The following is a 12741-nucleotide window of genomic DNA, read 5'->3' as shown; positions in this document are numbered from 1 at the left end:
CACCTGTTGAGGGCGCCCAGCGGCGCTAACCTCAAAATCCCATTTCGGACGTGCGATACCTTCATCCCGCTGCCTGTGCCGACTTGCGCCGCGCGTCGCTCACCGTCAGCCAGACGGCGGAGACCAGGAAGTAGAAGGCGCCGAACGCGGCGTAGGGCGCGACGTTGGTGATTTCGATCGTCGCCGCACCGCCGGCCATCTTCACGAAGAAAATGCCGGCCAGTGCCGACTGGGCGCCGCTCAGCACCATTGCCCACTGCGCGCCGGACTTCCAGCGCCGGATCGCGGTGGCGAGCTGGAAAAGGCCCGACAGGACAGCCCAGACACCAAAGACCGCGAGCACCGCATTCATGCTTTTGCCGAGAGCAATGGCGACCGCGACCGTGGTGATAACGCTGATGATAAAGTTGAGCAGCTGCGTCTTGTTGCGGTTCAGGCCGCCGCTGCGCTGGGCGTCGACGAAGTTGGCCAGCGCATCCCAAGCTGGATAGGCGACCAGCATGATGGCTGCCAGGGACGGCATTGCCTTGGCGACCGTGAAAGCCAGGAGCACCCAGGCGGCCGCGACGGCAAAGCGCATGAAATAGTAGCTCTTCAGCCAGGAAGATTGGACAAGGTTGGTTTCATTCGTCTGGGCAAGCATTGGGATTTTCCTTTCGTGCTTGGTTTGGTATACCTACTAGAAGGTAGGCGAGATGAACGCATTGCGGGAAGTCGGTGGAGGGCTTGCCCTTCAGTCGTGCAAATTCCCTGTTAGTGAACCTTCGCCGATAGACGCAGCACTGTCGGCGTCAGGATGGCGTCAAAGACGGCAGGGTTGCCATAGGCACGCGCCGACAGCATCGCGCCATGGACAGTCGCCATGAAGGTCTCAGCCTCCAGCCCGGCAGAGTTGGCGAATTTGAGAATCCCCTGTTCAGCGCCCCGCTGCATGACCTTGGTCAACCAGGACGACAGAAATCGAAAGTAAGCCCGCACCTCGACCGCAACCTCAGGCGGGAGTGCCGGGAGTTCGCTGGCAAGCAGCGCACAAACGCAAAACGGAACGCTCGCGTCTTCAATGCATTTCGCCCAGTGCCCAGCATAGGCTCGAAGCAGCGCAAGCGAGTCAGGGAATTTACCTTCCAGATCTGCCATGCCGACCTCAGTACGCTCGCGATGGCGCGCCACAAGGCTGCGAACAAGGTCGACCTTGCTGGGGAAATGATGGTGGATGCTCGCCTTGCGTATCCCCACCTCGCCGGCGATATCGGCGTAGCTGAATCCGTTGTAGCCGCCCGCCACGATGAAGGTTCGCGCCGATGCCAAAATCTGATCCGAGGTCGCCACAAGATTGCTCATGGCGGTTACCTACCTACTAGTAGGACAGTTGTCAATCTCGGATTTCTGATCGGGGCGATCTACGCCAAGGCCAGAGATTGATTTGGCAATCCTCCCACAATGAAAAGCCCGCTGGCCAAGCCAGCGGGCGCGATAGTCACTGCGACCCATCCCGCAACGGGACAGGTCGCGCCAAATCACCTCTGCCGCCCGCTAAAACCAGCGGCGGTCACGTTCCTGGGTTTGCCCGAGCAGCAGTCCGATCAACAGCCCGGCAATGCCGCCAAGCACGAAAGCGCTGCTGATGGTGCCGGGATTCTGCTGGACGGTTTCGGATACCGTGTGCGCCTGCGATCTCAGCTGCTGCGCTGCCCGCGCCGCCCGCTCGGTGGCGCTGCCATACCAGCCGCCGGCTTCGTCAGCGGCGTCTTCGGCGCGGTCAGCAAGCGTCCTGTTGATCTTGCTGATCTCCCGCTTGAGCGATGCAACCTGCTTTTCCAGGGCCTCCTGGGCCTCTCGGGTGGAAATCTTCGGGGTGTCGTTCGAGGTGTCGGCCATGGCTGTTCCTTTCGTTTGAGATACGGGGAACGGCCAGTGGACAAGGATGGTTCCGAGCTATGCCCGGCGCAGGCCGATAGTGAACGCCTTTTTGGGAACGGTCTCCAGCTCCAGCGGTTGTGCTTGACAGGAGGCACGCATTTGCCGAATCCATTGAGCCATGCCGAAACGCTGCGAGCGGTCTCCGCCCTGCTCCACCGCGCCCGCCTCGTCATTCGTGACGGCGGGCATGCCGTGGCGATGTTCGAAATAGACACGCTGCTGCAGGTCGCCCAGACCGAGGTTGCGCGCAATCTCGAACGCATTGAGCGCTGAGCGCGGACAGCGGCCCATCGATCACTTGCGGGCCGCGAAGGCCTTCATTCCCCTTTTGATCGACTTGCGCGCTTCCGCAGCGTCCTGCCAGCCCTTGAACCTGATCGCCTTGCCCGTTCCCAGCACAGACGACCGAAAGAACTGTTCGATTTCGCGCCTTAGATGTTCGGGCACGTGATCCGCGGCGACCGGCTCGTGTTCGGCATCCTCGTTGCGTGGGGAGAAGATGTAGCGGTCATTGCGCAGGGCCGCGCCACCCTTGTCCTTCTGCTTGACCCGCAAGGCGCCCAGCAGATCGCATTTGATGACGATGCCGGGTGCCGTGGCCGCCTGGTGGATGACCAGCCCGTCGAGGGGATCGCCGTCCTCGCCGAGCGTCGAAGGGATAAAGCCCCAGTCGTAGGGATAGGTCATCGCGGCCGGCAACGGGCGAACATAAGCGAAGGCCTGGATGGCCGGGTCATAGGCCATTTTGGCGGCAGCGCCGCGGGGGGTCTCGATCACCACTCTGACCAGGCCCTTGGTCGTGGTCGGCAGTTTTAGATAGTCGGGCATCGGCGTGCCTCTGTCGCGGGTTCGCTTGGGATGGAACTTCAAGACACCAAGAATGTTCCCGAGAGCAGGCCGCCGGCTAAGGAGATTTCGGCCAGGGAGATTCGAGATGACAAGAGCTGCTCTGCATCTGCTCAAGGGCGTCGGCTATCTGATTTCGACCGCCAGTGTTGTTCTGCTGGCCATCGTGAGCTGGTCGAGCGCCTCGCAAAGTCCGCTGTTGGTCGCCTGCCTGCTCGGCGGAGCCGCGGCATCGATCGTCGGCATGTTCTGCCGATGGCTCACCTATGAGATCGAAAAGCGCCAGGAGAACAAATAGGCGCTCGCCAGCCGTATGGACCAAGCCGCCGCAAGAGCCGTGGAAATTACCCGCTGGTTTAATCGATATCTTGGCGGAACCTGTCCCGGATGCCGGAGTTGAAATGACACTCCACTCCAAAAAAGGAAAGCAACGATGGCGACGACGAAGGCATCCTCCAAAGACCTGAGCAACCTCTTCCACGACAGTCTCAAGGACATCTATTTCGCCGAGAAGAAGATCCTGGCGACGCTTCCCAAAATGGCCAAGGCAGCGCAGAGCCGCGACCTGAAGGCAGCGTTCGAAAAGCACCGCGGGCAGACCGAAGAGCATGTCGCCCGGCTGGAGAAAGTGTTCGCAGTCATCGGCAAGAAGCCGGTCGGCAAGACCTGCGCGGCCATCATGGGCATCACCGAGGAAGGTGCGGAGATCATGGACGAATACAAGGGCGCGGCGGCTCTCGACGCCGGCCTGCTGGCGGCAGCACAGGCCGTCGAGCACTATGAGATTTCGCGCTACGGCACCTTGCGCACCTGGGCCGCGGAACTCGGCCACAACGAGGCGGTGAACCTGCTCGAGTTGACGCTGAGCGAGGAAAAGGAAACCGATGCGGCCCTGACCCAACTGGCGGAGTCGGCGGTTAACATCGCGGCGGAAGCGGCATAGCGCGAGCCGGTTGCTACATCCTTCGGAGCCCGATGCCTGAGGGGCATCGGGCTCCGAAACTTTCCAGGAGGCTCGGCGCTCGGCGCCTCATTACCAGCGCTGATGCACGTAAGGCTTGATATCCCGGTCGTAGATCGCCTTCACCTTGGTCATCAGTTCGGAAGACAGCGGCGCAAGCTCCGCCGCTTCCGCATTGGAAACCGCCTGCGCCGGGTTGCGGGCGCCGGGGATGACCACCGTCACCGCGTCGAACATCAGGATCCAGCGCAGCGCGAATTTCGCCATCGTCGTGTCGCCTGACACCAGCGGCCGCACCTTCTCGACCGCCGCCAGGCCGACCTCATAGGGCACGCCCGAAAACGTCTCACCGACGTCGAAGGCCTCGCCGTTGCGGTTGAACAGGCGGTGGTCGGTGCTCTCGAATTTGGTGTCCGCCTTGAACTTGCCCGACAACAGGCCGCTGGCCAGCGGCACGCGGGCGATGATGGCGACGTCGTTCTTCTTCGCCTGGTCGAAGAACAGTTCGGCCGGACGCTGGCGGAAGGCGTTGAAGATGATCTGCACGCTGACGATTCCGGGATATTGCATCGCCTTCAGCGCCTCTTCGACGCGCTCGACGCTGACGCCGTAATTGCGGATCTTGCCCTGCTCGGTGAGCTTGTCGAGACGCTCGAACACCTCCGGGTGGTAATAAAGATCGGTCGGCGGGCAATGCAGCTGCACCAGGTCGAGCGTGTCGGTCTCGAGGTATTTCAGGCTGCGGTCGATCCAGCTGTTGAGGTTCTCAACGCTGTAGCCTTCGACGCTCTGCTTCGGCAGCCGCCGTCCGGCCTTGGTGGCGATGAACGGACGGGCGCCGCCGCGTTCCTTCATCACCCGTGCGATCAGTTTTTCCGAGCGGCCGTCGCCATAGACGTCGGCCGTGTCGAGGAAGGTGACGCCGGCGTCGAGCGCGGCATGCAAGGCGGCGACCGCATCGTCGTCATTGACCTCGCCCCAGGCGGCGCCGATCGCCCAGGCGCCAAAGCCGATCTCGCTGACAGTACGGCCGGTCCGGCCAAATTTCCGTGAATGCATCTCGCTGTTCCTGACTTGCGGCTTTGATGAACGATTCTGATTTCGGGAAGCCTCATATCGCATGGCAACGCGATTGACATCCCTCTTCGTAAGATTTACCAGATTACAGGGTTGTATGACAACCCGGTAAGACTGCAACGATTTGGAGTCGGGAGGATCTCAAGTTGAAAACCGTTCTGAAACTGGCCGCGTCAGCGGCCTTGTGCCTTGGCGCGTTTGCTCGTCCGGCGCTCGCCGAAGACAACATCGTCAAGATCGGCGTCGTCGCCGCCGAGTCCGGCTCGTTCGTCTCCGCCGGCCACACGCTGCCGGCAGGCGTCGGCCTCGCCGTCAAGCAGATCAATGACGCCGGCGGCTTCAAGGTCGGCGGCAAGACCTACAAGCTCGAAATGGTCAAGCGCGACGATCGCACCGATATCGCCACCGCAATCGCCGCCACTCAGGAGCTGGTGCGCGACGTCAAGGTGCAGGCGATCTTCGGCTCGGAGACGCATGACTTCACGCTGGCCATGGCCAAGATCACCCAGCCGGCCAAGATCATCCATTTCGCCGGAAATTCGACGCTGGCGAAAATACTGACGCCGGACTCGGTCAAGCCGGGCGGCGAGGACCACTATCTCTTCCAGTCCGAACCGCAGGAGTTCCAGCGCTCCGGATCGACCGCGCGCGGCGTGCTGACCCTGCTCGAGCCGCTGCTCGGCTTCAAGCCGAAGAAGTCGGTGATGATCGTCGGCAATGACGCCACCGGCCAGTTCCTGTCGTCCTACTATTTCAAGGCGCTGAAGGCCGAGGGTCAGGATGTCCCCGACATCATCTTCTATCCGCCTGACACCACTGATTTCTCGCCTTTCCTGACGCGCGCCAAGAGCCTCAATCCGGATATCATCCACTTCTGGTACAATGGCGATTCAACGCTGACGGCGCTGCCGCAGGCGCTCGAACTCGGGGCCGCCAAGAGCTACTTCCTGTTCGGCGTCGACCCCGGCATCTGGAAGGAAAAGCAGCTTTCGGCCGACGTGCCGGTGGCGATGAGCTGTGTCCCGGTGTGCTGGGGCGAGTCGTCCAACCCCAAGGCGAAAACCTATTTCGACGCCTACTTCGCCGCCGGCGCGCCGCATGGCGTGACCTCGTCGGTGTCGCTGCTCTACCACGACTATGTCCACTTCCTCGTCGAAGCCTGGCAAAAGGCGGACAGCTTCGATCCGGACAAGACGGTCGAGGCGCTGCTCAGCCTCCACCACCAGGGCGTGGTCTCGGACGATTTGACCTTCAATCCGACGCATCAGGTCACCCACGCGACGGAAGTCTGCGCCGCGGCGCCCGGTGGCGACATCTCCTGCTCGATGCAGCAGCCGCCGGCAGAAGCGCCGAAGAGCTGAGGCATCATCCCCAGGCTGGCGGCGCCACCCGCCGCCAGCTTCTCTTTCTGAAATGCAGCAGGTCTCGATCGCCGTGGATATTTTCATCCAGCAAATCCTCAACGGCCTTTCCATCGCCAGCGTCATCACGCTCATCGCCATCGGCGTGACCCTGATCTTCGGCCTCACCGGCATCATCAACTTCGCCCATGGCGAATTCCTGATGATCGGCGGCATCGTCACCTGGCTCGCCGTCAGCGCAGGTCTCGGCTTCGCCTTGGCGGTGGTGCTGGCGATCCTGGCGGTCGGGCTGATGGGCTATGTTCTCGAGCGCGGCCTGTTCCGCTTCACACTGGAGCGGCCGACCAACGGCTTCATCGTCTCGCTCGGCCTCATCGTCGTTCTGCAGCACGTCGTCGTGCTGTTCTGGAACCCCAATCAGAAGAGCATTCCGCGCCCGCTGACCACGGTCTGGGAGGTCGGCGGCGTGCGCATCGCCTCCGTGCGCGTCATGGTCATCCTGATCACCATCGCCGTGGTGGCGCTGAGCTTTCGCATGATCACCGCCAGCCGCTATGGCCGCGCCTTGCGGGCAAGCGTCGAGGACCGCGACACCGCCGCTTTGATGGGCATACCGGTGCGCCGCTACATCACCGGCGTCTTCGTGCTCGGCAGCGCTTTGGCCGGCCTCGGCGGCGCGCTTTTGATCGCGCTGTTTCCGATCACACCGTTCACCGGCGGCACCATGGTAATGAAGGGCTTTGCCGTCGCGCTCATCGGCGGGCTCGGTAACATCTACGGCGCCGTCGCCGCCGGCCTCATCCTCGGCATCGTCGAAGGCTTCAGCGCCGGCTACGGCTTCTCGCAATGGACCGACGCCTACTCCTTCGTGCTGATGATCCTGGTGCTGATCGTGCGCCCGCACGGCCTGTTCGGTGGCACCAGCGGACCGAGGATGGCGTCATGAGCATCGCCCCGAAGGCGTTGCGCTCGCTGCTTCCGGTGCTGGTCATCCTGGCGCTGATCGCGCTGGTGCCGCTCGCCTCGCCCTCGAACCGCTTCCTGTCACTGGCGATCTCGGCCGGCATCAACGTCATCGCGCTCTACGGCCTCTCGGTGCTGTTCGGCCAGACCGGCATATTGTCGATGGGCCATGCCGCCCTGGTCGGCGTCGGCGCCTATGCCTCGGCGATCCTCGCGCGGGATTTCGGCGTCGGCTTCTGGCTGGCGCTGCCGGTGGCGGCGATTGCGAGCGCCGTCTTCGCGATGATCGTCGGCATTCCCTCGCTTCGCGTCGGCGGCCACCACTTCGTCATCATGACTTTCGCCTTCGGCCAGCTGGTCGCCATCGTGCTGACAAATGGCGGCGACTATACGGGGGCGGCGACCGGCCTCGACCTGACCGACCACGTCACTTTGTTCGACGCCGACATGACCGACCTCACCCGCTACTACCTGATGGTCGTGGCCTTCGTCACGGCAGCAGCGGTGGCGAGTTGGGCGATCATCCACTCCTCCTATGGACGCACCCTGCGCGCCATCCGCGAGAATGAAAAACTGGCGGCCTCGCTCGGCATCAATGTCGGCCGGCACAAGATCGGCGCTTTCGTCGTCAGCGGCGTCTTTGCCGGCATTTCCGGCGTGCTGCTGGCGTATTTCCTCGGCCACATCTCGCCCTCGCAATTCTCGTCCTTCCCCAGCATTTACCTCGCGCTGATGGTGATGATCGGCGGCGCCCGCCTGATCGAGGGGCCGCTCGCCGGCGGCATCCTCGTCGCCTTCCTGCCGGAAGTGCTCAACCTCGATCCGGTGCAGTCGCGCATCGTCTACGGCGTCTGCCTGATCGCGGTCATCATGCTTTTGCCCGACGGCCTGATCGGCGGCATCGTGCGTGCCCTTCGCGGCCTCTTTGCAGGCAAGCCGAAGCCGGAGACGGAGCGCGAGACTGCCCCTTCGGAGGCGCGCCAGTGAGACCGATCCTGGCGATTAGCGGTCTCAGCAAACAGTTCGGCGGCGTCACCGCCCTTGCCGGCGTCGACCTCACCGTCGAGGAAGGTGAAATCCTCGGCGTCGTCGGCCCCAACGGTTCGGGCAAAACCACTCTGTTCAACGTCGTCACCGGCGTCCACAAACCGAGCGGCGGCACGGTGCTGTTTCGTGGCCGCGACATCACCGGCCTCGCGCCGCACGCCATATCGCGAACCGGCATCGGTTACACCTTCCAGCAGGCCATGGCCTTTGCCGGGCTTGGTGTGCTGGAGAATGTCCAAATCGCCGGCGAGCACGCGCGCGCCACCGGCGGCGCGAGCCCATGGCCGACACCGCAAGCACTGCTCGATTTTGTCGGCTTGAGCGCCCTTGCCGGCGAAAAAGCCGGCGTGCTGCCCTTCGGCAGCCTGCGTCTGCTCGGCCTTGCGCTGGCGCTCGCCACGCGCCCGTCGCTGCTGTTGCTCGACGAGCCTGCCGCCGGCCTCAACGACCGCGAGACCTCGGCCCTTGTCGGGCTCGTGCGCCAGCTTCCCGGCCACGGCATCACCGTCTGCGTCATCGACCACGACATGAAGCTGATGCAGATGCTGTGCCGGCGCCTTGCCGTGCTCGATTTCGGCTCCAAGATCGCCGACGGGCCGACCGAAGCGGTACTGGCCGATCCCAAGGTGCTCGACGTCTATCTCGGAGGCGAGCTGTGAGCCTGCTTGCCGTCTCCGATGTCATCACCGGCTACGGTCCGACCATCGTCAACCGCGGCGTCTCGCTGACGCTGGAAAAAGGCGAGATCGTCACCATCCTTGGCCCCAACGGCGCCGGCAAGTCGACACTGCTTAAGGCCATCGCCGGGCTGATCAAGCCGCGCGCGGGCAACATCGCTTTCGATGGCGCCGACGTCACCGGCCTCGCCGCCGATGTCATGGCGAGACGCGGCGTCGTGCTGGTGCCGGAAGGTCGCAAGATCTTCGTCGACATGACGGTCGAGGAGAACCTTCGCCTCGGCGCCTATGCCCGCCGCGACGAGGCCGCCGTCGAGGCCGATTTCGAGACCATGCTCTCCTTCTTCCCGATCCTCGCCGCCAAGCGGCGCGACAGGGGCGGCTCGCTGAGCGGCGGCCAGCAACAGATGCTGGCCATTGCGCGCGGGCTGATGACGCGGCCGCGTGTGCTGCTGCTGGACGAGCCGTCGCTTGGCCTGTCGCCGCTGCTGGTCAAGGAGATCAAGGCGATCATCCTCGGCATCGGCGAACGCTTCGGCGCCTCGGTGTTGCTGGTCGAGCAGAATGCCGGCCTGGCGCTTGCCGTGGCGTCGCGCGGCTATCTCATGCAGAACGGCAGGATCGTTGTTTCAGGACCGATCGCTGAACTACGCGACATGTCACTGATGCGCGAACTCTATCTCGGCGGGGTTGCCGGATGAGCAAGCAATCAGTCGTGACTTGCCCCTTATTCGTGAACGGCCTTGTCGCGCAAATCCTCGAAGCGGGCATAGCTCTTGGTCAGATGGCTGCGCATGGCGCGCCGCGCGGCGTTGACGTCCCTCGCTTCGATGGCCCCGAGGATGGCGCGATGTTCGCGCTGCATGCGGTCGAGATATTTTTCCCGCTCGGCCTCCGTCATCCGGTCGAGCCGCGTCCACTGGCGCGGAATCATGGCGCTGCCGAACGTGTCGAACAGCCGGGTGAAATTCGCATTCTGTGTCGCGGCAAGAATGGCGCGGTGGAAACCAAAGTCCTCTTCCGAGCCGGAGCCGCCGGCGCGCACCGCCGCCTCCAGCGCGTCGAGCCGCGCGCTCATCTGCGCAAGCGCCGCCTCGCTGCGCCGCTCGGCGGCAAGGCCTGTCGCTTCCACCTCGATGCCCATGCGCAGTTCCAGCACACGCAGCACTTCGTCGATCGATTCGAGATCGTCGGGCAGGACGGAAAACGTCTTCGGCAGCGGGTCCTTGGCGACGAAGGCGCCGAGGCCCTGGCGCGTGGTGATCAGTCCCCTGGCACGCAGGGCGGCAAGCGCCTCGCGCACCACCGTGCGGCTGACGCCGGTCGCGGCGACAATCTCCTGCTCGGTCGGCAGCCGCTGGCCCGGCGCAAGGTCGCCGGATTCGATCTGCGCAATCAGCGTGTTGACCAGCCCGGTCCTGAGATTGGGCGCCTGCGGTATGGCATCGAAAGTCATGGGCTCCGCCATCGGCGCGACTCCGGTTCGATTCTTGTTCGAAGGATTGCATCGACAGGTGCCCGCCGCAAGGTGACGAAAGTTCAGAGCAATTCCAGGGAAAAGTGTGGGCGGTTTTCCCGTCCGGAATTGCGTAACAACAACGAGATGAAGTGGCTCGCCGTTTCCGTGAAACGGTGAACCGCTTCAGCCTGCAGGCGCGGGCTATAGGAGGATTCTCATGAAGGAACGCATCGGCTTCATCGGCCTGGGCAGCATGGGCGCCGGCATGGCCGACAATTTGCTGCGCAAGGGCTGGCCGCTGACGGTGCATGTGCACCGCAGCCGCACCGCAGCCGACCGCTTGATCGCGGCCGGCGCCACTGAAGCCGCAACCCCGCGCGAGCTCGCCGCTGCCAGCGACATCGTCATCCTGTGCGTCACCGGCTCGCGCGAAGTCGAGATGCTGGTCAAGGACGCGGATGGGCTGGCTGCAGCCAAGACGCCACTGCTGATCATCGACTGCTCGACCTCCAATCCATCCTCGACCACCGCACTTGCCGCCGACCTCGCCCAGCAAGGCATAGCGCTGATCGACGCGCCGCTGGCGCGCACGCCCAAGGAAGCCGCCGAAGGCAAGCTCGACGTCATGGTCGGCGGCCCGACCGAGGTGGTCGCCCGCGCGCGGCCCGTGCTCGAAGCCTTCGCCGCGCGCGTCGTCCACACCGGTCCGACCGGCAGCGGCCACACCATGAAGCTGCTCAACAATTTCGTCTCGATGGGCTATTCCGCCATCTATTCCGAAGCGCTGACGCTGGGCGCCAAGGCCGGCCTGACGCCGCAGGTCTTCAACAGCGTCATCTCAGGCAGCCGCATGGATTGCGGCTTCTACCAGGCCTTCTTCGATTTCGTCCTCAACCGCAACGAAAACGCCCAGCGCTTCGCCATCGCCAATGCTCTGAAGGACATGACCTACCTCGCCTCCTTCGCCCAGGCCGCAGGCATCGCCAACCCGATCGGCGCGGCGGTGCGGAATGGATTTGCCACCGCTGTCACCACCGGCCACGGCGAGAAGTTCGTGCCGGCGCTGTCGGATATTGTGGCGGGGCTGAATGGGGTGTCGCTGGTGGAGCAGGTGGAGTAAAATCTCGTACGGCGCTCCCCCTCTCCGTCCGCTTCGCGGCCACCTCTCCCCCACTTTGTGGGGGCGAGGAACCCAAGCTTGTGAAGGTCGCGATCTTTGCGATTAGCGTTTCCTCGCCCCCATGAAATGGGGGAGAGGTGGCTCGGCGAAGCCGAGACGGAGAGGGGGCCGGCGCTGACATATGCGATAAGCTGTGTAAGCCGCCTTGGGCAGCTGCGCCTCCAAGCACCCGCTGGTGGCCACCCGCCCATCCATGTCAAACCGCAAGATCGGTCGAGCGCGACATGTCAGGCGGCGCCTATCTGGTGTCGCCACGCAGGACGAGACGTTTGATGACGCCACTTGAAAACTACCATGCCCGGATGCAACGGGTGCTGGATCACATCGACCAGCATCTGGACGACGATCTGGGCCTGGACGCTTTGAGCGGCGTTGCGGCGTTCTCGAAATTCCATTTCCACCGGCAGTTCACGTCCACCTTCGGCGTGTCCGTGCATCGCTATGTCCAACTCGCCCGCCTGAAGCGCGCTTCCTACAGGTTGGCTGAGAGCGACGCCGAAAGCGTCACCGACATAGCGATGGATGCCGGCTACGACGCACCGGATGCCTTCGCCCGCGCCTTTCGACAACGGTTCGGACAATCCCCTTCGTCGTTCCGGAAGTCTCCCGACTGGGGGTCGTGGCTCATGGCCTTCGGGCCGCTCGAAAAAGCAAGGACCACGCTCATGCAGATAATCTTCGAACCCGACGATGTGATGATCCGCGAGGTGCCGCCCACGCCGGTTGCGATCCTGGAGCATCGCGGCGATAGGGCGACGCTTCCTGACACCATCCAGCGCTTCATCGCCTGGCGCAAGGCCGCCGGCCTGTCGCCCGAGACAAGCCCGACCTTCAACATCTTCCGCTCCGAAAGGGAGCCCGCGAATCCGGCCGATTACAGCATGGACATCTGTGCCGGAACCGACCTGCCGGTAGAGGATGGGCCGATCGAGGGCGCGCAGATGAAGGCCGGCGTCATCCCCGGCGGACGCTGCGCGGTGCTGCGCTACCCCGGCAACACCAACAATCTCGAGCCGGCAGCACTTTACCTCTACCGCGAATGGCTTCCGGCCAGCGGCGAGGAAGCGCGCGACTTTCCGATCTAGAGTCTTTCACGTTTTGATGGAAGCGTATCCGGCGTTTGCGAAGTAGTTCTTGCATTCGCCGGGTTCGATTGTTTCGACGAGGTGGCCGATGTGGCGCCAAGTGTCCTCGACGGTTCGCTTCTGGGCTTGTCGCATCCAGTGTTTGATCTTGGCGAAGGCCTGCTC

15 protein-coding genes and 2 pseudogenes are annotated in these 12741 nt (G+C 63.6%); 10 read left to right on the top strand and 7 right to left on the bottom strand.

Annotation, left to right across the window (positions count from 1 at the left end):
- Positions 1 to 61: 61 nt before the first annotated feature.
- The 3 genes from H0241_RS10275 to H0241_RS10265 form a co-directional block, all read right to left on the bottom strand.
- A complete protein-coding gene (locus H0241_RS10275) occupies positions 62 to 643 on the bottom strand; it encodes a DUF308 domain-containing protein (RefSeq protein ID WP_181057311.1) in 582 nt (193 codons plus the stop codon).
- 110 nt (positions 644 to 753) lie between these two features.
- Positions 754 to 1341, bottom strand: a complete 588-nt coding sequence (locus H0241_RS10270) for a TetR/AcrR family transcriptional regulator (protein ID WP_181057310.1) — start codon at positions 1339 to 1341, stop codon at positions 754 to 756.
- A 192-nt stretch (positions 1342 to 1533) separates the two neighbouring features.
- The gene (locus H0241_RS10265; protein ID WP_181057309.1) at positions 1534 to 1878 is read right to left on the bottom strand and encodes a hypothetical protein; all 345 of its coding nucleotides are present in this window, start codon (positions 1876 to 1878) and stop codon (positions 1534 to 1536) included.
- A gap of 36 nt (positions 1879 to 1914) precedes the next feature.
- Here H0241_RS10265 and H0241_RS10260 point away from each other — a divergent pair, with 36 nt between their 5' ends.
- Positions 1915 to 2193, top strand: coding sequence for a hypothetical protein (locus H0241_RS10260; RefSeq protein ID WP_181057308.1), 279 nt, complete (start codon positions 1915 to 1917; stop codon positions 2191 to 2193).
- 21 nt (positions 2194 to 2214) lie between these two features.
- Here the strand turns inward: H0241_RS10260 and H0241_RS10255 are convergent, their stop codons facing one another.
- Positions 2215 to 2748 carry an inorganic diphosphatase gene (locus H0241_RS10255; protein ID WP_181057307.1) on the bottom strand — a complete coding sequence of 178 codons (534 nt, stop codon included), beginning with the start codon at positions 2746 to 2748 and terminating at the stop codon, positions 2215 to 2217.
- A gap of 106 nt (positions 2749 to 2854) precedes the next feature.
- Between H0241_RS10255 and H0241_RS10250 the strand changes: the two genes are divergently transcribed.
- The gene (locus H0241_RS10250; RefSeq protein WP_181057306.1) at positions 2855 to 3064 is read left to right on the top strand and encodes a hypothetical protein; all 210 of its coding nucleotides are present in this window, start codon (positions 2855 to 2857) and stop codon (positions 3062 to 3064) included.
- Between the two features lie 135 nt (positions 3065 to 3199).
- Complete coding sequence (locus tag H0241_RS10245; protein ID WP_181057305.1) at positions 3200 to 3709, top strand: YciE/YciF ferroxidase family protein; 510 nt, start codon at positions 3200 to 3202, stop codon at positions 3707 to 3709.
- 90 nt (positions 3710 to 3799) lie between these two features.
- Here the strand turns inward: H0241_RS10245 and H0241_RS10240 are convergent, their stop codons facing one another.
- Positions 3800 to 4786, bottom strand: coding sequence for an aldo/keto reductase (locus H0241_RS10240; RefSeq protein ID WP_181057304.1), 987 nt, complete (start codon positions 4784 to 4786; stop codon positions 3800 to 3802).
- Positions 4787 to 4950: 164 nt separating this feature from the next.
- Between H0241_RS10240 and H0241_RS10235 the strand changes: the two genes are divergently transcribed.
- The 5 genes from H0241_RS10235 to H0241_RS10215 all read left to right on the top strand — a co-directional run bounded on the left by H0241_RS10235 (position 4951) and on the right by H0241_RS10215 (position 9553).
- Positions 4951 to 6165: an ABC transporter substrate-binding protein gene (locus tag H0241_RS10235; protein ID WP_181057303.1), complete on the top strand. Its 1215-nt coding sequence runs from the start codon at positions 4951 to 4953 to the stop codon at positions 6163 to 6165.
- A 73-nt stretch (positions 6166 to 6238) separates the two neighbouring features.
- A complete protein-coding gene (locus H0241_RS10230; RefSeq protein WP_181057302.1) occupies positions 6239 to 7111 on the top strand; it encodes a branched-chain amino acid ABC transporter permease in 873 nt (290 codons plus the stop codon).
- Positions 7108 to 8115 (top strand): branched-chain amino acid ABC transporter permease, encoded by a 1008-nt coding sequence (locus H0241_RS10225; protein ID WP_181057301.1) that lies wholly within the window; start codon positions 7108 to 7110, stop codon positions 8113 to 8115. Before H0241_RS10230 ends, H0241_RS10225 begins: the two co-directional genes overlap by 4 nt.
- On the top strand, positions 8112 to 8834 hold the full coding sequence (locus H0241_RS10220; protein WP_181057300.1) for an ABC transporter ATP-binding protein: 723 nt from the start codon (positions 8112 to 8114) through the stop codon (positions 8832 to 8834). The genes H0241_RS10225 and H0241_RS10220 overlap by 4 nt, the downstream gene beginning before the upstream one ends.
- A complete protein-coding gene (locus tag H0241_RS10215; RefSeq protein WP_181057299.1) occupies positions 8831 to 9553 on the top strand; it encodes an ABC transporter ATP-binding protein in 723 nt (240 codons plus the stop codon). Before H0241_RS10220 ends, H0241_RS10215 begins: the two co-directional genes overlap by 4 nt.
- A gap of 26 nt (positions 9554 to 9579) precedes the next feature.
- On the opposite strand, the gene H0241_RS10210 is transcribed toward H0241_RS10215, so the two are convergent.
- Positions 9580 to 10320, bottom strand: coding sequence for a FadR/GntR family transcriptional regulator (locus H0241_RS10210; RefSeq protein ID WP_181057298.1), 741 nt, complete (start codon positions 10318 to 10320; stop codon positions 9580 to 9582).
- A 208-nt stretch (positions 10321 to 10528) separates the two neighbouring features.
- Between H0241_RS10210 and H0241_RS10205 the strand changes: the two genes are divergently transcribed.
- Positions 10529 to 11431 carry an NAD(P)-dependent oxidoreductase gene (locus H0241_RS10205; protein ID WP_181057297.1) on the top strand — a complete coding sequence of 301 codons (903 nt, stop codon included), beginning with the start codon at positions 10529 to 10531 and terminating at the stop codon, positions 11429 to 11431.
- Between the two features lie 332 nt (positions 11432 to 11763).
- Positions 11764 to 12573, top strand: a pseudogene (locus H0241_RS10200) (AraC family transcriptional regulator); the annotation flags it as partial.
- Between the two features lie 9 nt (positions 12574 to 12582).
- On the opposite strand, the pseudogene H0241_RS10195 reads toward H0241_RS10200, so the two are convergent.
- Positions 12583 to 12741 (bottom strand): annotated as a pseudogene (locus H0241_RS10195) (IS630 family transposase); the annotation flags it as partial.

Source organism: Mesorhizobium neociceri (assembly GCF_013520985.1).
Taxonomy (GTDB): domain Bacteria; phylum Pseudomonadota; class Alphaproteobacteria; order Rhizobiales; family Rhizobiaceae; genus Mesorhizobium; species Mesorhizobium neociceri.
Note: the sequence above shows the minus strand (reverse complement) of the source record. Positions and strands in the feature narration are given on the sequence as shown.

Excerpts from the sequence above, each read along its gene's own strand:
- H0241_RS10265 (WP_181057309.1), bottom strand. The coding sequence starts at position 1,878 with ATGGCCGACACCTCGAACGACACCCCGAAGATTTCCACCCGAGAGGCC.
- H0241_RS10240 (WP_181057304.1), bottom strand. The coding sequence starts at position 4,786 with ATGCATTCACGGAAATTTGGCCGGACCGGCCGTACTGTCAGCGAGATC.
- H0241_RS10210 (WP_181057298.1), bottom strand. The coding sequence starts at position 10,320 with ATGGCGGAGCCCATGACTTTCGATGCCATACCGCAGGCGCCCAATCTC.
- H0241_RS10225 (WP_181057301.1), top strand. The coding sequence starts at position 7,108 with ATGAGCATCGCCCCGAAGGCGTTGCGCTCGCTGCTTCCGGTGCTGGTC.
- H0241_RS10245 (WP_181057305.1), top strand. The coding sequence starts at position 3,200 with ATGGCGACGACGAAGGCATCCTCCAAAGACCTGAGCAACCTCTTCCAC.
- H0241_RS10255 (WP_181057307.1), bottom strand. The coding sequence starts at position 2,748 with ATGCCCGACTATCTAAAACTGCCGACCACGACCAAGGGCCTGGTCAGA.
- H0241_RS10250 (WP_181057306.1), top strand. The coding sequence starts at position 2,855 with ATGACAAGAGCTGCTCTGCATCTGCTCAAGGGCGTCGGCTATCTGATT.
- H0241_RS10205 (WP_181057297.1), top strand. The coding sequence starts at position 10,529 with ATGAAGGAACGCATCGGCTTCATCGGCCTGGGCAGCATGGGCGCCGGC.
- H0241_RS10275 (WP_181057311.1), bottom strand. The coding sequence starts at position 643 with ATGCTTGCCCAGACGAATGAAACCAACCTTGTCCAATCTTCCTGGCTG.
- H0241_RS10270 (WP_181057310.1), bottom strand. The coding sequence starts at position 1,341 with ATGAGCAATCTTGTGGCGACCTCGGATCAGATTTTGGCATCGGCGCGA.